Raw genomic sequence first — 21,472 nt, forward strand, 5'->3', positions numbered from 1 at the left:
TTCACAACAACAATCGCCGCCGGCACGGCGGCAGGGTAAAACGTCATGATGCTGGATCTTATCGTCGTCGCGCTCTACGCGGCGGGCATGCTGCTCCTCGGCTGCTGGGGCATGAAACGCGCCCGCAGCAGCGACGACTATCTGGTGGCGGGCCGCCGCCTGGGCCCGGGGCTCTATCTGGGCACGCTCTCCGCGGTGGTGCTCGGCGGCGCCTCCACCGTGGGCACGGTCAAGCTGGGCTACGTCTACGGCCTCTCCGGACTGTGGCTGTGCGGCGCCCTGGGCCTGGGGTTGATCGTGCTCAGCCTGGTGCTGGCCAAGCCGCTGGCCAAGCTCAAGCTCTACACCATCACCCAGCTGCTCGAGCGCCGCTACACGCCGGCGGCCAAGAGCGTCAGCTCGGCGGTGATGCTCGCCTATGACCTGATGATCGCGGTCACCTCGACCATCGCCATCGGCACCCTGGTCACGGTGCTGTTCGCGCTACCCTCCTGGGTCGGGGTGGTGATCGGCGGCACCATCGTGGTGGTCTACTCCACCCTCGGCGGCATGTGGTCGCTGACGCTCACCGACATCGTCCAGTTCGTGATCATGACCGTGGGCATGCTCGGCCTGATGCTGCCACTGACGGTGCACTATGCCGGCGGCTGGGACACGCTGGTCGCCAGCGCCGCGCCGGGGCACTTCTCGCTCACCGGGATCGGCTGGTCGACCATCGTCACCTACTTCGTCATCTACTTCCTGGGCATCCTGATCGGCCAGGACATCTGGCAGCGGGTGTTCACCGCCCGTTCGACCCGGGTGGCCCGTTTCGCCGGCACCGCCGCGGGGGTCTACTGCCTGATCTACGGTGCCATCGGCGCGCTGGTGGGGGTGGCTGCCAGCGTGCTCCTGCCCAATCTCGCCGATCCCAACAACGCCTTCGCCGCGGTCGCCCAACTGGCGCTGCCGGACGGCCTGCGCGGGCTGATCGTGGCCGCCGCCATGGCCGCGATGATGTCCACCGCCAGCGCCGGCATGCTCGCCGCTTCGACCTTGATGACGAGGGACCTGCTGCCGGCCCTGGGCGGCGGGCCGCAGAGCGAGCGGGTCTCGAGCTACCGCCTGTGGACGCTGCTCATGGGGCTGGTCACCATCGTCATCGCGCTGCTGGTGGATGACGTGATCGGCGCCCTGACCATCGCCTACAACCTGCTGGTCGGCGGCATGCTGGTGCCGATCCTCGGCGCCCTCTACTGGCGGCGGGCCTCCAACAGCGGCGCCATCGCGGCGATGGCCGCCGGCTCGCTGGGGGTTGTGGCGTTCATGCTCAAGGATGGCCTGCTGGCCAACTCGCCGATCTACGCCGGTCTGGTGGCGAGCCTGGCGAGCTTCGTCGTGGTCAGCCTGCTGCGTCCGGATACTAGCCGCCCCGTGGCCGCCGAGACCCAGCCGGAGCAGCGCGCATGAGCGTGGCACACTGGCTGGTGCGGGCGCTGGAAGCGCTCGGCATCGATACCGTCTTCGGCATTCCGGGTGTCCACACCATCGAACTCTATCGTGGGCTTGAGGGCAGCCGGCTGCGCCACGTCACGCCGCGCCACGAGCAGGGCGCGGGCTTCATGGCCGATGGCTATGCCCGCGCCAGCGGACGCCCGGCGGCCTGCTTCATCATCACCGGCCCGGGGATGACCAATATCGCCACGGCGATGGGCCAGGCGCTCGCCGACAGCGTGCCCATGCTGGTGATCTCCAGCGTCAATCGGCGCGCCGAGCTGGGCATGGGCGAAGGCCGGCTGCACGAGCTGCCATCGCAGCAGCAGACCCTGAGCGGGGTCAGCCTGTTCAGCCATACCCTGCTCGACCCGGCCAATCTGCCACGGGTGCTGGCGCGGGCCTGGACGCTGCTGCATACCGGGCGGCCCGGGCCGGTGCACATCGAGATACCGCGGGACCTGCTCGATGCGCCGCTCGACGCAGAACTGCCGCGGCCCGGGCGCTGCCATCCACCCCAGGCGGCGACGGCGGCGCTCGACCAGGCAGCGGCATGGCTCGACGCCGCCCGGCGCCCGCTGCTGCTGCTGGGCGGTGGAGCGATCGCCGACCCGGCAGCGGCGCGGGCTCTGGCCGAGCGTCTGGATGCTCCCACCCTGACCACCATCAATGCCCGCGGCGTGCTGGGGCGGGCGCACCCGCTCGATCTCGGCGCCAATGCCACCTGGCCCGAGGTGCGCGCGCTGGTGGCGGAGGCGGACGTGGTGCTGGCGATCGGCACCGAGCTGGGCGAAACCGACTACGACGTCACCTTCGATGGTGGCTTCACGCTTCCCGAACGGCTGATCCGCATCGACATCGATCCGCGCCAGCTGTGCGGCAACCATCTACCGGCGCTGGGCATCGTGGCCGAGGCCGGTGCGGCGATGCGCGACCTGCTGCCCCGGCTGGCGCCGGGTTCGCATGCTGCGGCCGCTCGCGTGGCCAAGCTGAAGGCTGCGCTGGCGCTGGCCATCCGGCCGGATTTCGCCCCCTTCGTGCCGCTGTTCGATGCCCTGGACCAGCACCGCCGCGACGCCGTACTGGTCGGTGACTCCACCGCACCGGTCTACGCCGGCAACCATCTGGCCCAGCGCGAGGCAACGCGCGGCTGGTTCAATGCCTCCACCGGCTACGGCACGCTCGGCTACGGCCTGCCGGCGGCCATCGGCGCGGCGCTGGCCTACCCCGAGCGCCCGGTGGTGGCGCTGGTCGGCGATGGCGGCGTGATGTTCACCCTGGCCGAACTGGCCACCGCCGTGGAGCTTGCGCTGCCGCTCACCCTGCTGCTGTGGCACAACGCCGGCTATGCGGAGATCCGCCAGGCCATGACCCACGCCGGCATCGCCCCGCTCGGCGTCGACCCGGCGGCACCGGCGTTCCTGCCACTGGCGCAGGCCTTCGGCTGCGGCGCCGAGCGCGTATCGAACCCGGCGGCGCTGGCAGAGGCCCTGGCCGCACCCTGCACGGCCCCACGGCTGATCGAGATCGATGCCGCGGCGTGGGCAGCGGCCTGCGGCTGAAGCCGGGCCGCCCCGGACATACAAGCAAGACCCAACGACAAAGACAACGACCGAGGATCTCAACATGGCTTTCTTCGACCGCCTGCTCGGGCAGGACACGCTCGACGAGCATCAGCACAAGAGTCTCGGCGCCTTTGGTACCGTCGCCCTGTGGCTGGGTGCCAATGTCGTCGTCACCACCATTCTCACCGGCATGCTGCTGGTGCCGGATCTCCCCTTCACCACCGCCATGGGCAGCGTACTGGTGGGCTCGCTGATCGGCGCCGTGCCGCTGCTGCTGGTCGGGCTGATGGGCCAGCGCACCGGGCTGCCCTCGATGGCGCTGACCCGCCGCGCCTATGGGCCGCTGGGCAGCCGGCTGATCTCGCTGGTCAACATGGGCGTACTGATCGCCTGGAGCTGGATCCAGGCGCTGCTCGCCGGGATGAGTCTCGACTACGCGATCCAGGCGACCACCGGCTACTCCAACCTGGCGCTGATGACCATCCTGTGCGAGAGCGTGGTAGTGCTGATCGTGCTGCGCGGCCATCTGGGCATCGAGCGGGTCGAGCGCTGGGCGGCGGTGGCCATGGTCGGGCTGGCGGCGGTAGTGCTGTATCAGCTCAACCGCCACTACGACGTCAGCGCGCTGCTGGACATGCCGGTCGAGGCGCGCAACGGCATCACCCTCGGTATCGCCTTCGATATCGTCATCGCCACCGCCTTCTCCTGGATCTCCTCCTCGGCGGACTACAACCGCAACTGCAAGAGCAGCGCCATCGCCGTGTGGGGCACCTATATCGGCTACGTGCTGGCGGCGCTGCTGGCGATGGGGCTGGGCGCGGCGGTATCCGGGCTTTCGGTGCTCAACGGCATGCCCCAGACCTACGACCCGACGCGGCTGCTCTCCGGCTTCGGCTTCGGCCTGCCGGCGGCACTGGTGATCTTCTTCTCGGTGATGACCACCAACGTCATGGCGGTCTACAGCGCCACGCTGTCGTGCATGAACGTCTCCCCCGGCATGGCGTTCTGGAAGCCGGCGCTGGTGATCGGCGTGGTGACGGTATTCGGCGCGCTGATCCCGGGCATCCTGGATCAGTTCCAGAACTTCCTGTTGCTGATCGGGGCGCTGTTCATCCCCGCCTTCTCGGTGATCATCGTCGACTACTACCTGGTCGGGCGCGACGGCTACGGGCGCGAACTGCTCACCTCGCCGCACCAGCTGGGTCGGCCCACCGCGGCGGTGGCGATCGGCGCCTATCTGATCGGTGCTGCCCTCGCCGCCTACTGGTCGCTGGTCTCACCGCTGGCGTTCGGCGCCTCGCTGCCGGTATTCGTGATCACCGGCACGCTCTACTGGCTGGGGGCGATGCTGCTGACCCGGCCGCGCCCGCAGACCGACGCCGTCGAGGAGTCGACGCCATGAGCGGATTCAGCCTGCCCCGGGGCGACGCCGCCCGCTGGTATCGGCTGCAGCCCCTTGCCGACGCCATCACGCTGATCGACGAACCGGGGATCAAGCCGTTCTATCGCTGCAACATCTGGCACGTGCGTGGTCGCCAGCGCGATCTGGTGGTGGACTTCGGGCTGGGCGCGGTGCCGCTGCGCGAGCGGGTGGCCCTGCTCAGCGAGCGCGATATCGTCGCCGTGGCCAGCCATACCCATTTCGACCACATCGGCAGCGCCCACGAGTTCGACTGCTGCCACGTGCACGCCGCCGAGGCGGATATCCTCGCCGCACCGGACAACGCGCGCACGCTGGCCGCGCGCTTTCTCGACGACGCCATGTTCGACACCCTGCCCCCGCTGCCCTATGCCCACAGCGGTTATCGTATTCCGGCACCGGCGGCGATCCAGCCCCTCGAGGATGGCGACGTGATCGATCTCGGCGACCGCCGCTTCGAGGTGATCCACACCCCCGGCCACTCGCCCGGGGGCATCGCACTATGGGAAGCGGCGAGCGAGACCCTGATCGCCGGCGACATCATCTATGACGGCGAACTGATAGAAGACGCCTACCACAGCGATCTCGACGACTACGCCGCCAGCCTGCGGCGACTGCGCCGACTGCCCCTGAGAGTGGTGCACGGCGGCCACTTCCCCAGCTTCTCGGGGCAGCACTGCCACGCCCTGATCGACGCCTGGCTCGCCCGCCACGACGCCTGAATCCGCTTCGGAGCCGCTTCCATGCAACGACTGACGCAACAGTTCATCGCCAACCGCTGGCAGGATAGCCCGACCACGCGCCGGCTGACGGTGAGCGACCCCTACCAGCAGTGCACGCTGGCCGAGATCACCGCCGGCGCAGCCACCGACGTCGATGCCGCGGTGAACGCGGCCCGCGACGCCCAGCCGGCCTGGCATGCCCTCGGCGGAGCGCGCCGCGCGGCCTATCTCGAGGCCCTGGCCACCGCCCTGGAGAGCCGCCGAGAGACGCTAACCCGGCTCACGGCACGCAACAACGGCAAGGCCCTGGCCGAGACCCATATCGACCTCGATGACGCCGTGGCCTGCTATCGCTACTACGCCACCCAGGCGCAAGACCTGGAAGCGCGCCAGGGGCGCCCGGTGGAACCCGCGGCGGATATCGATGCCCGCATCTATGAAGAGCCCGCCGGCGTGGTGGGCCTGATCACAGCGTGGAACTTCCCGCTGGTGACCAGCGCCTGGAAGATCGCCCCAGCCCTCGCCGCCGGCTGCTGTGTGGTGTTCAAGCCCTCGGAGGTAGTGCCGCTGCCGGAGCTGGCCCTGGCCGAGATCGCCGAACAGATCGATCTGCCGCCCGGCGTGTTCAACCTGCTGCTGGGCGACGGCGAAGGCATCGGCGCTCCGCTGAGCGCCCACCCCGGTATCGACAAGCTCTCGTTCACCGGCAGCAACGCGGTGGGCGAGACGGTGATGCGCGCCGCCGCCCGCGGCAGCCGCGGGGTCTCGCTGGAGCTCGGCGGCAAGTCGCCAATCCTGGTGCTCGACGATGCCGATGTCGACAGCGCCGCCGACTGGGTGATGGCAGGGATCTTCTTCAACAGCGGCCAGATCTGCTCGGCCACCTCGCGGCTGCTGGTGCACCATAGCCTGGCCGAGGCGCTCTACGCAGCGCTCGCCCAGCGGATCGATGCCCTGTGCCTGGGCGACCCGCTCGCCGCCGGGACCGACATGGGGCCGATGACCAGCGCCCGGCAGCGCGAGCGAGTGGAAGCCTATCTCGCCCTCGCCGCCAGCGAGGGGCTGGTCGCGGTGCGCGATGCCAGCCACCGCCAACTACCGCCCCAGGGCGAGTTCGTCGCCCCCACCCTATATCGCGACGTGCCGGTGACCAGCCGCCTATGGCAGGAGGAGATCTTCGGCCCGGTGCTGTGCGCGCGCAGCGTGGCCAGCGACGCCGAGGCGATCGCGCTGGCCAACGCCAGTGACTTCGGTCTCGCCGCTACCGTGATCGGTGGCGACCTCGACCGTGTGCGTGGCGTGGCCCGGGCGCTGCGCGCCGGCAGCGTCTGGCTCAACGGCGAGCAGCGGGTGCTGCCCCAGGCCGGCTGGGGCGGCTTCGGGCGCAGCGGCATCGGCCGCGAGCTGGGCCCCTGGGGGCTCGCCAGCTACGTGGAGATCAAGCATGTGATCGGCCCGGCGTGAGCAGCGGCAAGAGGACATGCGACCTTTCTCTTACAGCCGCGGCGGCGGCGCTGTGTCATAACGTAAACGCTCGTTTGAGAACCGCTCGTCGCCCCGCTATCAGGGCCGGCCTGCACTCCCACGCGCCATGACAACAGCTCACAAGGGATCGACACCATGCCAATGCCGCGCTCTCGGCAACTGGCGCTGGGGATGATCGTCGGGGCCAGCGCCCTGCCGCTCCCGGCGCTGGCCGCCTCCAGCTTCCATGACACCTTCGACGACACCGTTTTCTTCGGCGATAGCCTGAGCGACACCGGATACTTCCGGGGTGCCATCGGCAGCGCGCTCTCGCTGACCCCGAGCCAGCAGGCCTTCATCGGCCGTTTCACCACCAACCCCGGGCCGGTATGGGCCGAACGGGTCGCCGGCCACTACGCCAGCAACGCCCAGCCCAGCAATGTCGGCGGTAACGACTACGCCGCCGGCGGCGCCCGGGTGACCACCCCGGCGTCGACCCCGTTCGGCGCGGCACCCGCCCTCAGCGAGCAGGTCGCGACCTACCTCGCCAGCACCGGCGGTGTGGCCGATGGCGATGCCCTCTATGCCGTGTGGGGTGGTGCCAACGATCTGTTCGCGGTGGCCGGCGGTGCCGACGCCCAGAGCACCATCACCACCGCGGTCACCGGCACCGCCGGTCTTCTCGCCACGCTGGAAGGTGCCGGCGCGCGCCATGTGCTGCTGTTCAACATTCCCGACTTCGGCCTGACGCCGCGCTTCAATGGCGATCCCGCCACCAGTGCGGGTGCCACAGCGCTGGCGCAGCAGTACAACAGCGCGCTCTATGCGGCGGTCGCCGCCAGCGGCGCCCAGGTGATTCCGGTGGATACCTTCGGCCTGCTGCAGGAAGTGGTCGCCGAGCCCGCCGCCTACGGCTTCACCAATGTCACCGACCGCGCCTGTACCCAGACGCTACCGCTGTGTACGCCCAACACCCTGGTCGCCCCCGGCGCCGACGAAAACTATGTGTTCGCCGACGACGTCCACCCCACCACCGCCACCCATCGGATCATCGGCGAGTACGTGATCTCGCTGCTCGAAGCCCCGCAGCAGCAGCAGTTGCTGACCCATTCGGCGGTTCTCAGCGGACGCTCCCGGGCCAATCGGGTCGCCGAGCACCTGAACGCGGTGCCGCTGGCCAACGGCCTGCGCTGGTGGGGCGATCTGCGCGCCGAGCATCAGCAGCTCGATTCCGGCGATCTGTATGACGCCAGCATGCCGGCGGGGCTGTTCGGGGTGGACTGGTATCAGGATGGGCTGGTACTGGGCGGGTTCGTCGGCTACGGCGATCAGGATGCCGACTTCGGCGACGGCCGCGGCGACTTCCAGCGCAAGGACACGACCCTCGGGCTCTTCTCCGGCTGGTACGCCGACAGCGCCTGGGTCAATGCCCAGCTCAGCTACAGCTGGCTCGATTACGACATCGACCGCGAAGTGCAGCTCGGCAGCGCGACCCGCCACCACCGCGGCTCGCCGGACGGCAGCAACCTGACTGCGGCGCTCAACGCCGGCTACGAGTTCCGCGCCTTCGCGATCCCCGAGGGCGACGTGCGCACCGGGCCGATCGCCGGTGTGACCTGGCAGCGGGTCAAGCTCGACGGCTATGACGAAGAGGGAGAGGCGTCGACCTCGCTGAGCTACCCCGACCAGGACATCGATTCGGTGGTGGGCCGGGTCGGCTGGCAGATCCGCCGCCACGGGCCGACGCTCAACCCCTACCTGCAGCTCACCTACAACCACGAGTTCGAAAAGAGCGAAGGCGTCGCGGCGACCCTGCAGAGCCTGCCGCAGCTGGGCGACTATCGCGTGCCCAAGCTCACCTTCGACCGTGACTATGTCGAGGTCAACGTCGGCGCGCGGGCCACGCTCTGGGGCATCGATACCCAGCTCGGCGCCAGTGTCGATCCCGACAATGCGCGCACCAGCACGCTGTTCGTGAATCTGGGCAAGCGCATCTGAGCAAGCCGGGGCGCCCTCGGCGCCCCGCTTCCGCGCAGCGTAGACAAGCCATCCAGACGCCGGCGTCGGAAACATGCCCTGAAAACGTGAGCTGAAAACGAGAGCTTGAAACGCGAGTGGAAAACGGGGGACTGAAAACAGGGGGCCGAAAACAGAGACACCCCGCCGGCAAAACCGGCGGGGTGTCTTTATATCAGCGGCGCCTGGCGCCCTGCGGGCGTGGCGACCGACGCCTCAGACGCTCGCTTTAAGCTGTTGTGCCAGGGCCTTGTAGAGGCGCGGGCCGGCAGCCATCAGGGTGCCGCCCACTTCCACGCTGGGCGAGCCGTCGATGGCGCCGGAGAGCGCACCGGCCTCCTTGAGCAGCAGCGAGCCGACCCAGTGATCCTGCTCTTCGAGACCGAGCACGAAGGCGGCATCGGTGCGGCCAGCGGCGAATTCGAGCAGGTCGAGCAGCGCACAACCGCTGCCGACGAGCGTGTCGATCTGCGGGCCGAGACGCTCGACCACGGTGAGGTACTGCGGCAGCCAGCGCGAGCGGTACTCTTCGCTGGGCCAGGAGAGCGCAAGACGCGCACCGGGGACGCCGACCGTCTTGGAGACGCGCAGACGCTTGCCATTGCCCTGGGCACCGCGGCCGCGGCTGACCAGGAACTCGTCGTCGCTGAACGGCGCAACGATCACCGCATGCTCGGGACGTCCCTTGACCAGGCAGACCATCGAGATCGCGAACTGGCGACTCCCCACACCGAGGTTGGACTCGCCGTGGATGGGCTCGATGTGCCATACGGTGTCGCGCTCCTCACCCTTGCCTTCACGGTAAGGGGTGAAGCGGCCGGACACGCCGTGTTTGGGGTAACCGCGGGTGAGCTGATGCACGATCAGCGTTTCGGCGTTACGCGCGGTGTCTTGCAGCAGACCGGAGGTGGCCTGCTCATCGTGGCTGACTTCGAGACGGTCGCGGATGCGAACGAACTGTTCAGCGGCGCTACGTGCAGCACGCAGCGCGAATTGAACCATCGGATGCATGGATCTGGCCTTGGTATCTATCGAGAACGGTATCGAGAGCGGGATCGAAAGCTGTTAAAGAGCGCGGCAGAGTCTAACAGAGCACGGGCATGCTAGACTACGCGTTTTCCCGCTTTGCGCCCGATGGCCGACGCTCTCATGCTCGCCACCCCTGGGCTCGGTATCCCGCGACTCGACACTCCCAGGCTCGACAGACCCATGTCCGACACCTCCAGGCCCGACAGCTCCATGCTCGACCGTATTCGTATCGTTTTGATCGGCACCAGCCACCCCGGCAATATCGGCGGGGCCACCCGCGCCATGCGCAACATGGGGCTCGACGATCTGGCGCTGGTGGCACCGCGCTGCGACCCCAAGGATCGCGAGGCCTACTCGCGGGCCTCCGGTGCCAACTCTCTGGTCGACGCCGCCCGCGTCCACGACCAGCTCGAAGAGGCGGTCGCCGACTGCACCCTGGTGGTGGGTGCCAGTGCGCGTTCACGCCATCTGCCGTGGCCGCTGATCGGCCCCCGGGCGCTGGCGGAGAGCCTGCCCACGGCGCTGACCCCGGCCCAGAGCCGGGTCGCGCTGGTGTTCGGCCGCGAGGATACCGGGCTCACCAATGCCGAGCTGCAGCGCTGCCATCGCCACGTGCACATCCCCACCAACCCCGACTTCAGCTCGCTCAACCTCGCCGCGGCGGTGCAGGTGCTGGCCTACGAGTGCCGCCAGGCATGGCTCGCCACCCGCGAAGCGGCCCCGGACGCGGATGACGACGCCGCGCAGCCGTTCGGCGTGGCCTGGGACAACCCGCCGGCCAGCCACGCCGACATGGAGCGCTTCTTCGCCCATCTCGAGCGTACCCTGACCACGCTGGAGTTCCACGACCCGGACAACCCGCGCCAGCTCATGGCACGCCTGCGCCGGCTGTTTCTGCGTGCCCATCTCGACAGCATGGAGATGAATATCCTGCGCGGCATCCTCGGCACCATGGACAAGCGCCTGCGCGACACCGCCCCGGCGCCACGCGACGGCGAGTGAGCGCGCCGACGGGCTCGCCTCGCGGGGTGCCGGGGTGGCGCGACGCCGCGGGGAATGGTTGACCGTTCTACTCGGGTTTTCCATAATGCCGGCATCTTTGCAGCGACCGCCGACTCCTCCGATGCGTCTGACCACCAAAGGCCGCTATGCCGTCACCGCCATGCTCGATCTGGCGCTCAACGCCGATCAGGGACCGGTATGCCTGGCCGATATCTCCAAGCGCCAGGGCATTTCGCTCTCCTATCTCGAGCAGCTGTTCGCCCGTCTGCGCCGGGCGCAGCTGGTGACCAGCGTGCGCGGGCCGGGCGGCGGCTATCGGCTGGGGCGCACCCCCGAGGCGATCTCGGTCGCCGGGGTGATCGATGCCGTCAACGAGTCGGTGGACGCCACCCGCTGTCACGGCCAGGCCGACTGCCAGCAGGGCAGCAAATGCATCACGCACCATCTATGGTGCGATCTTTCCGACGAGATCCAGCGCTTCCTCAGCGACATCACGCTGCAGGAGCTGGTACGCCGGGAAGAGGTGCGAGTGATCGCCGAACGCCAGCGCCAGGCGCCGGTGTCGCGTCAGGATGACCCGGCAACGATCACGGTTTCGTCGCACTGAGCGACTATGTTTTAGAGGCAACTTGTTTTAGAGGCACCCTGCTTTAGAAGCACCTTGCTTTAGACAGGCGTTGATTTGAAAAGACGTCACGCCCCTCGACCGACTCTAGAGATCTACCGTGCCATGAGCGCTCCCCTCTATCTCGATTACGCCGCCACCACCCCTGCCGACCCCCGCGTGGTCGAGCAGATGATGCGTCACCTGACGCTCGACGGTGTCTATGCCAACCCCGCCTCGCGCAGTCATATGCCGGGCTGGCTGGCGGAGCAGGCGGTGGAGCAGGCACGCCGTCAGGTGGCGGATCTCATCGGTGCCGACCCGCGCGAGATTGTCTGGACCTCGGGCGCCACCGAGGCGGACAACCTGGCCTTGACCGGGCTGATGCGCGCCAACCGCGCCCGTGGCCGCCATCTGGTCACCTCGATCATCGAGCACAAGGCGGTGATCGATACGGCCAAGGCGCTGGAGGCCGAGGGCTTCGAGGTCACCTGGCTGACCCCGACCCAGGAGGGCCTGATCACCCCGCAGGCGCTGCGCGAAGCGATGCGCGACGACACCGTGCTGGTGTCGCTGATGGCGGTCAACAACGAGCTGGGTAGCGTCAACGATATCGCCGCCCTGGCCGAGGTCGCCCACGCTCACGGCGCCTTCTTCCATACCGATGCGGCCCAGGCCGCCGGGCGCCTGGCGCTGGACGTCACGGCGATGGGCATCGACCTGATGTCGCTGTCGGCGCACAAGGCCTACGGCCCCAAGGGGATCGGCGCGCTCTACGTACGCCGCGACCCGGCGCTACGCGTGGAGGCACTGATCCACGGCGGCGGCCACGAGCGCGGCATGCGCTCCGGCACCCTGCCCACTCATCAGATCGTGGGCATGGGCGCGGCCTTTGCGCTGGCCCTGGACGAGCGCGAGCAGGATGACGCGCACCTGCGCGAGCTGCGCGAACGCTTCCTCGACGGGCTCGCGCCCTGTTCGGGTATTCACAACCATTCGCCGGCGGCGCACAGCGTGCCCAATATCGTCAATCTCGCCTTCGACGATGTCGACGGCGAGTCGCTGCTGATGGCCCTGCGCGGGCTCGCGGTCTCCACCGGCTCGGCCTGCAACTCGGCCAGCGTCGATCCCTCCTATGTGCTCAAGGGGATCGGCGTGCCCCACGCCCAGGCGCTGGCATCGATCCGGTTCAGCTTCGGCCGCTTCACCCGCGCCGACGACATAGACAGCGCCGTGGCGGAGATCCGCCACGCGCTAGACGGCCTGCGCCGACCGGCCAGTGCCGCCATGCATCAACGCTAGGCGAAGCCAGCCAAATGACTCGCCACGAGCAGGGAGAGATAGGCATGCAAAGCATCAGCATCAGTGAAGCCGCCGCCAACCAGATCCGCCACGTGCTCGCCGAGCGCGGCAGCGGCCTGGGACTGCGGGTGGCGGTCAAGCCGAGCGGCTGCTCCGGCTACAGCTACGTGCTCGATATCGCCGACGAAGCGCGCGACGACGAGATCGCTTTCGAGGAGCGCGGGGTCAAGGTGCTGGTCGACCGCGAGGCGCTGGCGATCCTCGATGGCACCGAGGTCGACTACGTCAACGAAGGGCTCAACCGCTTCTTCCGCTTCAACAACCCCAATGTCACCGACGAGTGCGGTTGCGGCGAGAGCTTCAGCGTTTGAACGCAAGCGTCAGCGTCTGATCCCGCGGAGCGGCCGGGGTGCGTCCCTCGGATGCTTAGGCTACAATGGCGCGATTTTTCGGCCCCTTCTCCCAGAGTATCGAGGTAGAAAGCGCCTGGCCGAAACCGTTTTCGACGACGCGCCACTCCGGTGGCGCGTCGTTTCATCTATCCCAACCGGATACCCGGCCGCCATCGCGGCCGGTTCCATCTTTCTCTACTGATCAGGAGACCGAACTCATGGCTACCGAGCGCACGCTGTCCATCATCAAGCCCGATGCCGTTGCCAAGAACGCGATCGGCGACATCTACAGCCGTTTCGAGAAAGCCGGCCTGCGCATCGTCGCAGCCAAGATGCTGCACCTTTCCCAGGCGCAGGCGGAAGGCTTCTACGCCGAGCACAAAGAGCGCGGTTTCTTCGCCGACCTGGTCGCGTTCATGACCTCCGGTCCGGTCATGGTCCAGGTCCTCGAAGGTGAAGGCGCCGTGGCCAAGAACCGCGAGCTGATGGGTGCGACCAACCCGAAGGAAGCCGAGCCGGGCACCATCCGCGCCGACTTCGCCACCTCCATCGACGCCAACGCGGTACATGGCTCCGACGCCACCGAATCCGCCGCGCGCGAAATCAGCTACTTCTTCGAAGAGAGCGACATCTGCCCGCGCGGCTGATTCGCCCGACGACCGGCCGCTGCGGCCGGTCGTCGCCCGCGTCCCCCGGACACCCCGCCATTCTCGAGCCGGTCCCGTTGCCATGAGCGCTGCCACTGACACCCCGCGTACCAATCTTCTTGGGCTATCCCGCGAACAGATGGAAGCCTTCTTCGTCTCGTTAGGCGAGAAGAAGTTTCGCGCCGCCCAGGTCATGAAATGGATTCACCAGGAAGGCTGCGACGATTTCGAGTCGATGACCAACCTGTCGAAATCGCTGCGCGCGCGTCTGGCCGAGCACGCCGAGATTCGCGGCCCGGGCGTGGTCTACGAAGGCACCTCCAGCGATGGCACGCGCAAGTGGGTGCTCGAGGTCGAGGACGGCAGCTACGTCGAGACCGTGCTGATCCCCGCCGACAACGGTACGCGCCGCACCCTGTGCGTCTCGTCCCAGGTGGGCTGTTCGCTCGACTGCAGCTTCTGCTCCACCGGCAAGCAGGGCTTTCAGCGCAACCTCACCAGCGCCGAGATCATCGGTCAGGTGTGGGTCGCCCAGCAGCGTGCCGGCGGACGCATGAGTGCCGCCGACGGACGCCGCGCGATCACCAATGTGGTGATGATGGGCATGGGCGAGCCGCTGCTCAACTATGACAACGTGGTGCCGTCGATGAAGCTGATGCTCGACGACAACGCCTACGGTCTGTCCAAGCGCCGGGTGACACTCTCCACCTCCGGCGTGGTGCCGATGATCGACAAGCTCGGCGACGAGCTCGACGTGAGCCTGGCGATCTCGCTGCATGCAGCCAATGACGAGCTGCGCAACGAGCTGGTACCGCTCAACCGCAAGTACAACATCCGCAAGCTGCTCGACGCCTGCAAGCGTTATCTCGACAAGTGTGGCGACGCCCGCCATATCACCATCGAGTACACCCTGATCAAGGACGTCAACGACCAGCAGGCACATGCCGAACAGCTGGCCAAGCTGCTCGACGAGCTGCCGTGCAAGATCAACCTGATCCCGTTCAACCCGTTCCCGCACTCGGGCTACGAGACCCCGTCGCGCAATCAGGTCATGCGCTTCCAGCGCTGGCTCTATGAACTGGGCTACACCGCGCCGGTGCGCTCGACCCGCGGCGACGATATCGACGCCGCCTGCGGCCAGCTGGTCGGCCGGGTCAAGGATCGTACCAAGCGCCACGAACGCTATATTCAGTCGATCCAGCTAGACGCCGACTGAACCGGTTGCGCTGCGCCCCATCCGGTGCCGATCGCACCCTCGCCGCCTTGACTTCGATCCGGTGCGGCGCTTTGATGGGGGCCCCAAAACCGCTTTGTTTTCAGCCGTTCGGAACAAAGGCCAGCACGCGACGTGTGTCCGAACCGCGGGAGAGCCGTCAATGAGCCGCCAATTCTGTCCACCACCGGTACGCGCTGTCGCTATCGCCGTGGGCCTGGCGTGCCTGATGAACGGCTGCGCCACCCCGGTGGCCTCCAACGCGCCCCGGGCCGAGAGCAAGAGCGATGCGGCCGCCGCCTACACCCGTCTGGGCAAGGCGTATCTGGCCGAGAACAATCTGCCGCGCGCCCAGCAGGCGCTGGAACACGCGCTGAAGCTCGATGCGCGTGACGCCGATGCGCTGGAGGGCCTGGCACTGCTCTATCAGCGCCAGCGTGAACTCGACCTCGCTGCGCGCTTCTTCGAGCGCGCGCTGGCGGCGGCTCCCGATGCCACCCGTATCCGCAACAACTACGCCGCACTGCTCTATCAGCGCGAAAGTTACGCACAGGCATGCCAGCAACTGGCGCTGGCGAGCCAGGACATCACCTATACCAAACGCGCCCAGCTGTTCGCGAATCTGGGCCAGTGTCAGGGCAAGACAGGCGACATCCAGGCGGCGCAGGCGAGCTATCGCCGCGCGCTGGACATCGATCCGCGCAACGCGCGGAGCCTGCTCGCCCTGGCACGCATCGATCATACGCAGGGTAATAACGAACGCGCCTGGGAACGCTTGCAGCGTTACTTCACCGTGGCCGGCACCAGCACCGAGAGCCTGCGCCTGGCGAGCGACATCGCCAGCGCCCAGGGCGATTCGACGCGGGCGGCCTTCTACCGTCAACAGCTCGGCGGTTCCTGAGGCGCATGGACCCTAGAATGCAAAAGGATTTTCGCGCATGAGCGCAATCGACGAACAGCAGCAAGAGAGCGAACGCAGCTTCCCATCAGAGTCCGCCGGCAGGATGCTGCGTGCGGAACGTGAGCGCCAGGGACTCAACCTCGACGAAGTGGCGCTGCAGCTCAACCTGCGCCCCAGCGTGGTCGAAGGGCTCGAGCAGGACAACTTCGAGCAGGTGCCCATCGCCGCCTACCGCCGCGGCTATGTGCGCGCCTACGCGCGTCTGCTGGGCATGAACGAAAGCCAGGTGGTGAGCGCCTACAACGCCACCCATGGCCAGTCCGATGTCGAGCGCAAGGTCTCGCCGGTGAACACCTCGCGGCCGCCCTCCCGCGTCGGCGCCTGGGTGTTCCGGCTGTTTACCCTGCTGGTGATCGTCGGACTGATCGGCCTCACCCTGCTGTGGTGGCAGAGCCGCGAGGGCAACGACCTGTTCGGTGGCGGCAGCGACGACGCCCCGATCGCGGTCGACTCCCTCGACGGCAAGCGCGACGCGGCACCGACCGCCGACACCAGCAGCCAGCTCACGCCCAACAGCGATACCGCGCTGCCACCGGTGCCGACCCCGACCGACACCCCGGCCGCTGACGGCACCGCACCCAGCGTGGCGAGCGCAGGCGGCAGCGCTGCACCGACCAGCGACAGCACGCCGCCGGCGGCGGACGAGCGCGAAGCCCAGTCCGTCGCCGCCAGCGCCCAGGGCACGGGAACTCAAGGCACTGCCGCTCAAGGCTCTGGCACTCCAGGCAGTGCCGACCAAGGCGCCGCGACCCAGGTCAGCAGCAGCGGGGGTAGCGACACCGCCGAGAGCCCCCAGAGCGGACCCAGCGCCGACGTCAACACGCTCGCGCTGACCTTCAAGCAGCAGTCCTGGACCGAAATCTACGACGCCACCGACAAGCGCATCTTCAGCGGTCTGCAGTCCGCCGGCAGTCAGGCGACTGCCCGCGGCAAACCGCCCTTCCGTCTGACCATCGGCAACGCCAGCGGTGTCTCGCTGCGCTATCGCGGCCAGACGGTCGACCTTGGCCAATACACCGGCGGCAACAACGTCGCCCGCTTCACGCTGGGAGACTGAGAAGCACCATGCACATGCACTCTCCGATCACCCGCCGACTCTCGCGCCAGATCCATGTCGGCAACGTCCCCGTCGGCGGCGGTGCGCCCATCTCCGTGCAGAGCATGACCAACACCGACACCCTCGATGTCGATGCCACGGTCGCGCAGATCGAGCGCCTGCAGGTGGCCGGCGCCGATATCGTGCGCGTCTCGGTGCCGGACATGGACGCCGCCGAAGCGTTCGGCAAGATCAAGCGTCGGGTCAGCGTGCCGCTGGTCGCCGATATCCACTTCGACTACAAGATCGCCCTGCGCGTGGCCGAGCTGGGTGTCGACTGCCTGCGCATCAACCCCGGCAATATCGGCCGCGAGGAGCGGGTGCGTGCGGTGGTCGACGCCGCGCGCCACCACGGCATCCCGATCCGTATCGGGGTCAACGCCGGCTCGCTGGAGAAGGATCTGCAGAAGAAGTACGGCGAACCGACGCCGGAAGCGCTGGTCGAATCCGCCATGCGCCATATCGATCACCTCGATCGCCTCGACTTCCCCGACTTCAAGGTCAGCGTCAAGGCCAGCGACGTGTTCATGGCGGTCGCCGCCTATCGCCAGCTGGCGACCCAGATCGAACAGCCGCTGCATCTCGGTATCACCGAGGCCGGGGGTCTGCGCTCGGGCACGGTCAAGTCCTCGATCGGCCTGGGCATGCTGCTGATGGATGGCATCGGTGACACCATCCGGGTCTCGCTGGCCGCCGATCCGGTGGAAGAGATCAAGGTGGGCTATGACATGCTCAAGAGCCTGCGACTGCGCTCGAAGGGCATCAACTTCATCGCCTGCCCCAGCTGCTCGCGCCAGAACTTCGACGTGATCGGCACCATGAATGCCCTCGAGGAGCGCCTCGATGACATCATGACACCGCTCGACGTCTCGGTGATCGGCTGCGTGGTCAACGGCCCGGGCGAGGCCAAGGAGAGCGATATCGGGCTCACCGGCGGCAGCCCCGCCAACCTGGTCTATATCGACGGCAAGCCGGCGAGCAAGCTGCGCAACGACCATCTGGTCGACGATCTCGAAGCGCTGATCCGGGCCAAGGCCAAGGAGAAGGAAGCGCGCGACGAGGCAGTGATCGCCCGCGGGGCCTGAACCCTTTCCCTCGAAGAACCATCCAGCGCCGGCGGGCCGGGAGTCCGCGGCGCTTTGCTTTAGGCAGGAGTGTCAGTTGAGCAACAAGATACAAGCCATCCGCGGCATGAACGATCTTCTGCCGGATCAGTCGCCCGCGTGGCAATACCTGGAGCGCCAGTTGCGCGCGCTGGTGGAACGTTACGACTACCGCGAGATCCGCACCCCGATCGTCGAGCAGACCGGTCTGTTCGCGCGTTCGATCGGCGAAGCCACCGACGTGGTCGAGAAGGAGATGTACACCTTCGACGACCGCAACGGCGAGAGCCTGACCCTGCGCCCGGAGAACACCGCGGCGGTGGTGCGGGCGGCGATGGAGCACGGCCTTTTGCACAACCAGACCCAACGGCTCTGGTACATGGGCCCGATGTTCCGCTACGAGCGGCCGCAGAAGGGGCGCTATCGCCAGTTCCACCAGATCGGTATCGAAGCCTACGGCATGACCGGGCCGGATATCGATGCCGAGATCATCCTGCTCTCGGCGCGCCTGTGGCGCCAGTTGGGCATGTCCGAGCACGTCACCCTGGAACTCAACTCGCTGGGCTCGCCCGAGGCCCGGGTGCGCTATCGTGAAGCGCTGGTGGCCTACTTCGAGGCCCACCGCGAGGTACTCGACGAGGATTCTCAGCGGCGCCTGACCAGCAACCCGCTGCGCATCCTCGACTCCAAGAACCCGGACATGGCCGAGATGCTCGCCGGCGCCCCGCAGCTCTTCGACCACCTCGACGACGAGTCGCGCGAGCACTTCGAGCAGCTCAAGGCGACCCTGGATGACGCCGGCATCGGCTACCGGCTCAACCCGCGCCTGGTGCGCGGGCTCGACTACTACTCGCGCACCGTGTTCGAGTGGACTACCACGGCCCTCGGCAGTCAGGGTACGGTGTGCGGCGGCGGCCGCTACGACGGTCTGGTCGAGCAGCTCGGCGGCAAGGCAGTGCCCGCGGTGGGCTTCGCCATCGGTCTCGAACGGCTGATGCTGCTGCTGGAGACCCTCGGGCTGATTCCCGATGAGGCCAAGGGCGGCGTCGACGCCTACCTGCTGGCGATGGGTGACGGCGCCGAGCGCCAGGCCCTGCTGCTGGGCGAGCGTCTGCGCGACGCTCTGCCGGCGCTGCGCCTTCAGGTACACTGCGGCGGCGGCAGCTTCAAGAGTCAGATTCGACGTGCCGACCGCAGCGGCGCGTGGGTCGCGCTGATCCTGGGCGAGGACGAGATCGCCAACGGCCGCCTCACCCTCAAGCCGCTGCGCGACGACGGCGAGCAGCAGACCCTGGATCAGGACGCGGCCATCGCCTGGCTCGCCGAACGGATCGTCGGCGAGTCGTGACGCCAGCCGCCGTCTCCGGCCGCCCTACCGCGGCGCCGGAGACCGCATCTGCGCGACGGTAGACGTCATCGATAGCGCGCCTGATTGAGCGGGCGCCGAGTCACACAGTGTAAGGAGACCGCCCGTGGCGGAGCTGAGAAGCGAAGAAGAACAGCTGGATGCGATCAAGGAGTGGTGGAAGTCCAACGGCACCGCGCTGCTGGTCGGCATCGTCGTCGCCGTGGCGCTGGTGCTGGGCTGGCACGCCTGGCAGCGCCATCAGGAGAACCAGTCCGCCGAGGCTTCGGTGACCTATCAGCAGCTCATCGCCATCGCCGCCAGCGATAGCCTCGATGACAAGGCGCGCGCGCAGGCCTTCGAACTGGCCGACAAGCTCGAAAGCGACCACGGCGGCACGCTCTACGCCGATCTCGCCGGCCTGATCGAGGCCAAGCTGGCGGTGGGCGCCGACGACGATGCCCGTGCCCGCAAAGCGCTCGAACCGGTGATCGCCGACAGCGACCGCCCCTACATGCAGGGGCTGGCGACGCTCGAGCTGGCACGCCTGCAGATCGCCGCCAAGGACGCCAAAGGCGCGCTCGACACCCTCGACGGCAGCTTCCCCGAAGCGCTCGAGGCACAGCGCCAGGCGGTGCGCGGTGACGCCTTCGTCGCCCTCGACCGCGACGACGACGCCCGCCAGGCCTATCAGCAGGCACAGAACCTGGCACAACAGACAGACCAGACACTCTACGGCCTTCAGCTCAAGCTCGACGATCTCGGTGCAGAGGACGCTACCCCATGAAATTGACCCGCCTACTCCTGCCCCTGGGGCTGACCGCGACGCTGCTGGCCGGCTGCGCCGGTGGCGTCGAACCCCAGTATCCGCCCAAGGAGCTCAAGGACTTCCCCGCCACCGTCGAACTCGACGAACGCTGGAGCCAGGACATCGGCGAAGGTCTGGGCCGCGCCCAGTACCCGCTGACCCCGCTGGTCGATGGCGGCACCATCTACGCCGTCGACCAGACCGGCGACCTGCGCGCGATCGACACCGACAGCGGTGATACCCAATGGGAAGTGGAGCTCGGCACGCCGATCTCCAGCGGTATCGGCGCCGATCCGGGCCGCCTCTACCTGGGCACCCGCAACGGCGAAGTTCTGGCGGTGGATCGCACCGACGGCAGCATCGCCTGGCGTTCACGGGTCTCCAGCGAAGTGCTGGCGCCGCCCCAGGTCAACAGCCAGCTGGTGATCGCGCAGAGCGTCGACGGCGCGGTGACCGCGCTCGACCGCGCCGATGGCCAGGAGAAGTGGGTCTACTCCAGCTCGATGCCGGCGTTGACCCTGCGCGGCACCGGCACGCCGCGGACCATCGACCCGGTCACCTTCGCCGGCTTCGCCAATGGCCGTCTGGTCACCCTGGACAACCGGAGCGGCCAGCCGCTGTGGGACATGCGCGTGGCCGTGCCCCAGGGCCGTACCGAAGTCGACCAGCTGGTCGATCTCGACGGCCAGCCGGTGCTGACCCGCGACGGGCGTCTGTTCGTGACCAGCTACAACGGCCGCCTGGTGGCGCTCGAAGCGACCTCCGGCAAGGTGCTGTGGGAGCGCAAGGAGTCGAGCTATCTGACCCCGCTGGTGGTGGGCAACTACCTGTTCACGGTCAATGCCGCCAGCCACGTGCTCGCCATCGAGGCCGACTCCGGCCGGGTGATGTGGGACGCCGACACCCTCGAAGGGCGCTGGCTGACCTCGCCGGCCTTCGTCGACGGCAATATCGCGGTGGGCGACTATCAGGGCTACGTGCATCTGCTCGACGCCACCACCGGCGAGATGAGCGGGCGTGTCCACGTCAGCGGCAGCGGCCTCACCCTGCCCCTGCTGACCGGCGACAAGCGTCTCTACGTCTATGCCAACGACGGCCGCCTGGTCGCCTACGACCTCAAGACCGTCAAACCCTGAGACGCGCGCTCTGCGTCCTGACGACGGCCCCGCTCAAACGGGGCCGTCGTCGTCTGGGGCTCGGCGTGACGTCCGGCGCCGCGGCGCAGGATCGCGGTCTGTGCCGGGCGGCGGTCTATGCTAGAATCGCGCCAGAACGCGAGGCGAAGTGTATCTTTGCCCTCGCCCAACCCT

Annotated in this window: 19 protein-coding genes; 18 read left to right on the forward strand and 1 reads right to left on the reverse strand. The window is 68.0% G+C overall.

Translation table 11 applies throughout. From position 1 onward, the window contains the following. Positions 1–45 precede the first annotated feature (45 nt). The 6 genes from DOM67_RS06225 to DOM67_RS06250 all read left to right on the forward strand — a co-directional run bounded on the left by DOM67_RS06225 (position 46) and on the right by DOM67_RS06250 (position 8,642). A complete protein-coding gene (locus tag DOM67_RS06225) occupies positions 46–1,449 on the forward strand; it encodes a sodium:solute symporter (RefSeq protein ID WP_110674790.1) in 1,404 nt (467 codons plus the stop codon). Then, positions 1,446–3,035, forward strand: coding sequence for a 5-guanidino-2-oxopentanoate decarboxylase (locus DOM67_RS06230; protein WP_110674791.1), 1,590 nt, complete (start codon positions 1,446–1,448; stop codon positions 3,033–3,035). The genes DOM67_RS06225 and DOM67_RS06230 overlap by 4 nt, the downstream gene beginning before the upstream one ends. A gap of 64 nt (positions 3,036–3,099) precedes the next feature. Then, entirely contained in the window at positions 3,100–4,440 is a 1,341-nt protein-coding gene (locus tag DOM67_RS06235) for a cytosine permease (RefSeq protein ID WP_110674792.1), read from the forward strand. Beyond that, positions 4,437–5,180, forward strand: a complete 744-nt coding sequence (locus tag DOM67_RS06240; RefSeq protein ID WP_198651736.1) for an MBL fold metallo-hydrolase — start codon at positions 4,437–4,439, stop codon at positions 5,178–5,180. Before DOM67_RS06235 ends, DOM67_RS06240 begins: the two co-directional genes overlap by 4 nt. Positions 5,181–5,201: 21 nt before the next feature. Beyond that, positions 5,202–6,644, forward strand: a complete 1,443-nt coding sequence (locus DOM67_RS06245; RefSeq protein WP_110674793.1) for an aldehyde dehydrogenase family protein — start codon at positions 5,202–5,204, stop codon at positions 6,642–6,644. Positions 6,645–6,800: 156 nt separating this feature from the next. Then, complete coding sequence (locus DOM67_RS06250; protein WP_198651737.1) at positions 6,801–8,642, forward strand: autotransporter domain-containing protein; 1,842 nt, start codon at positions 6,801–6,803, stop codon at positions 8,640–8,642. Between the two features lie 234 nt (positions 8,643–8,876). Here DOM67_RS06250 and DOM67_RS06255 read toward each other — a convergent pair whose 3' ends face one another. Further along, on the reverse strand, positions 8,877–9,671 hold the full coding sequence (locus DOM67_RS06255; RefSeq protein ID WP_110674794.1) for an inositol monophosphatase family protein: 795 nt from the start codon (positions 9,669–9,671) through the stop codon (positions 8,877–8,879). 228 nt (positions 9,672–9,899) lie between these two features. Here DOM67_RS06255 and DOM67_RS06260 point away from each other — a divergent pair, with 228 nt between their 5' ends. The 12 genes from DOM67_RS06260 to bamB all read left to right on the forward strand — a co-directional run bounded on the left by DOM67_RS06260 (position 9,900) and on the right by bamB (position 21,298). After that, complete coding sequence (locus tag DOM67_RS06260; RefSeq protein ID WP_110675285.1) at positions 9,900–10,691, forward strand: RNA methyltransferase; 792 nt, start codon at positions 9,900–9,902, stop codon at positions 10,689–10,691. Between the two features lie 121 nt (positions 10,692–10,812). Further along, positions 10,813–11,298 (forward strand): Fe-S cluster assembly transcriptional regulator IscR, encoded by a 486-nt coding sequence (gene iscR, locus DOM67_RS06265; RefSeq protein WP_110674795.1) that lies wholly within the window; start codon positions 10,813–10,815, stop codon positions 11,296–11,298. 123 nt (positions 11,299–11,421) lie between these two features. After that, the gene (locus DOM67_RS06270; protein ID WP_110674796.1) at positions 11,422–12,597 is read left to right on the forward strand and encodes an aminotransferase class V-fold PLP-dependent enzyme; all 1,176 of its coding nucleotides are present in this window, start codon (positions 11,422–11,424) and stop codon (positions 12,595–12,597) included. Between the two features lie 44 nt (positions 12,598–12,641). Then, entirely contained in the window at positions 12,642–12,968 is a 327-nt protein-coding gene (locus tag DOM67_RS06275; RefSeq protein WP_035469853.1) for an iron-sulfur cluster assembly accessory protein, read from the forward strand. Between the two features lie 239 nt (positions 12,969–13,207). Then, a complete protein-coding gene (gene ndk, locus DOM67_RS06280; RefSeq protein ID WP_110674797.1) occupies positions 13,208–13,636 on the forward strand; it encodes a nucleoside-diphosphate kinase in 429 nt (142 codons plus the stop codon). 82 nt (positions 13,637–13,718) lie between these two features. After that, positions 13,719–14,852: a 23S rRNA (adenine(2503)-C(2))-methyltransferase RlmN gene (gene rlmN / locus DOM67_RS06285; protein ID WP_110674798.1), complete on the forward strand. Its 1,134-nt coding sequence runs from the start codon at positions 13,719–13,721 to the stop codon at positions 14,850–14,852. 160 nt (positions 14,853–15,012) lie between these two features. Then, on the forward strand, positions 15,013–15,750 hold the full coding sequence (pilW, locus tag DOM67_RS06290) for a type IV pilus biogenesis/stability protein PilW (protein WP_110674799.1): 738 nt from the start codon (positions 15,013–15,015) through the stop codon (positions 15,748–15,750). A gap of 37 nt (positions 15,751–15,787) precedes the next feature. Beyond that, positions 15,788–16,867, forward strand: coding sequence for a RodZ domain-containing protein (locus DOM67_RS06295; protein WP_110674800.1), 1,080 nt, complete (start codon positions 15,788–15,790; stop codon positions 16,865–16,867). 8 nt (positions 16,868–16,875) lie between these two features. After that, positions 16,876–17,991 (forward strand): flavodoxin-dependent (E)-4-hydroxy-3-methylbut-2-enyl-diphosphate synthase, encoded by a 1,116-nt coding sequence (gene ispG, locus DOM67_RS06300; protein WP_110674801.1) that lies wholly within the window; start codon positions 16,876–16,878, stop codon positions 17,989–17,991. A gap of 76 nt (positions 17,992–18,067) precedes the next feature. Continuing rightward, on the forward strand, positions 18,068–19,357 hold the full coding sequence (gene hisS / locus DOM67_RS06305; protein WP_110674802.1) for a histidine--tRNA ligase: 1,290 nt from the start codon (positions 18,068–18,070) through the stop codon (positions 19,355–19,357). Positions 19,358–19,481: 124 nt separating this feature from the next. Further along, entirely contained in the window at positions 19,482–20,141 is a 660-nt protein-coding gene (locus tag DOM67_RS06310; protein WP_110674803.1) for a tetratricopeptide repeat protein, read from the forward strand. Further along, entirely contained in the window at positions 20,138–21,298 is a 1,161-nt protein-coding gene (gene bamB / locus DOM67_RS06315; protein WP_110674804.1) for an outer membrane protein assembly factor BamB, read from the forward strand. Before DOM67_RS06310 ends, bamB begins: the two co-directional genes overlap by 4 nt. The last annotated feature ends 174 nt before the right edge of the window (positions 21,299–21,472 follow it).

The sequence above is a fragment of the Salinicola sp. RZ23 genome (assembly GCF_003206675.1).
GTDB classification, from domain to species: Bacteria; Pseudomonadota; Gammaproteobacteria; order Pseudomonadales; family Halomonadaceae; genus Salinicola; species Salinicola endophyticus.

Excerpts from the sequence above, each read along its gene's own strand:
- DOM67_RS06225 (WP_110674790.1), top strand. The coding sequence starts at position 46 with ATGATGCTGGATCTTATCGTCGTCGCGCTCTACGCGGCGGGCATGCTG.
- DOM67_RS06230 (WP_110674791.1), top strand. The coding sequence starts at position 1,446 with ATGAGCGTGGCACACTGGCTGGTGCGGGCGCTGGAAGCGCTCGGCATC.
- DOM67_RS06235 (WP_110674792.1), top strand. The coding sequence starts at position 3,100 with ATGGCTTTCTTCGACCGCCTGCTCGGGCAGGACACGCTCGACGAGCAT.
- DOM67_RS06240 (WP_198651736.1), top strand. The coding sequence starts at position 4,437 with ATGAGCGGATTCAGCCTGCCCCGGGGCGACGCCGCCCGCTGGTATCGG.
- DOM67_RS06245 (WP_110674793.1), top strand. The coding sequence starts at position 5,202 with ATGCAACGACTGACGCAACAGTTCATCGCCAACCGCTGGCAGGATAGC.
- DOM67_RS06250 (WP_198651737.1), top strand. The coding sequence starts at position 6,801 with ATGCCAATGCCGCGCTCTCGGCAACTGGCGCTGGGGATGATCGTCGGG.
- DOM67_RS06255 (WP_110674794.1), bottom strand. The coding sequence starts at position 9,671 with ATGCATCCGATGGTTCAATTCGCGCTGCGTGCTGCACGTAGCGCCGCT.
- DOM67_RS06260 (WP_110675285.1), top strand. The coding sequence starts at position 9,900 with ATGCTCGACCGTATTCGTATCGTTTTGATCGGCACCAGCCACCCCGGC.
- iscR (WP_110674795.1), top strand. The coding sequence starts at position 10,813 with ATGCGTCTGACCACCAAAGGCCGCTATGCCGTCACCGCCATGCTCGAT.
- DOM67_RS06270 (WP_110674796.1), top strand. The coding sequence starts at position 11,422 with ATGAGCGCTCCCCTCTATCTCGATTACGCCGCCACCACCCCTGCCGAC.
- DOM67_RS06275 (WP_035469853.1), top strand. The coding sequence starts at position 12,642 with ATGCAAAGCATCAGCATCAGTGAAGCCGCCGCCAACCAGATCCGCCAC.
- ndk (WP_110674797.1), top strand. The coding sequence starts at position 13,208 with ATGGCTACCGAGCGCACGCTGTCCATCATCAAGCCCGATGCCGTTGCC.
- rlmN (WP_110674798.1), top strand. The coding sequence starts at position 13,719 with ATGAGCGCTGCCACTGACACCCCGCGTACCAATCTTCTTGGGCTATCC.
- pilW (WP_110674799.1), top strand. The coding sequence starts at position 15,013 with ATGAGCCGCCAATTCTGTCCACCACCGGTACGCGCTGTCGCTATCGCC.
- DOM67_RS06295 (WP_110674800.1), top strand. The coding sequence starts at position 15,788 with ATGAGCGCAATCGACGAACAGCAGCAAGAGAGCGAACGCAGCTTCCCA.
- ispG (WP_110674801.1), top strand. The coding sequence starts at position 16,876 with ATGCACATGCACTCTCCGATCACCCGCCGACTCTCGCGCCAGATCCAT.
- bamB (WP_110674804.1), top strand. The coding sequence starts at position 20,138 with ATGAAATTGACCCGCCTACTCCTGCCCCTGGGGCTGACCGCGACGCTG.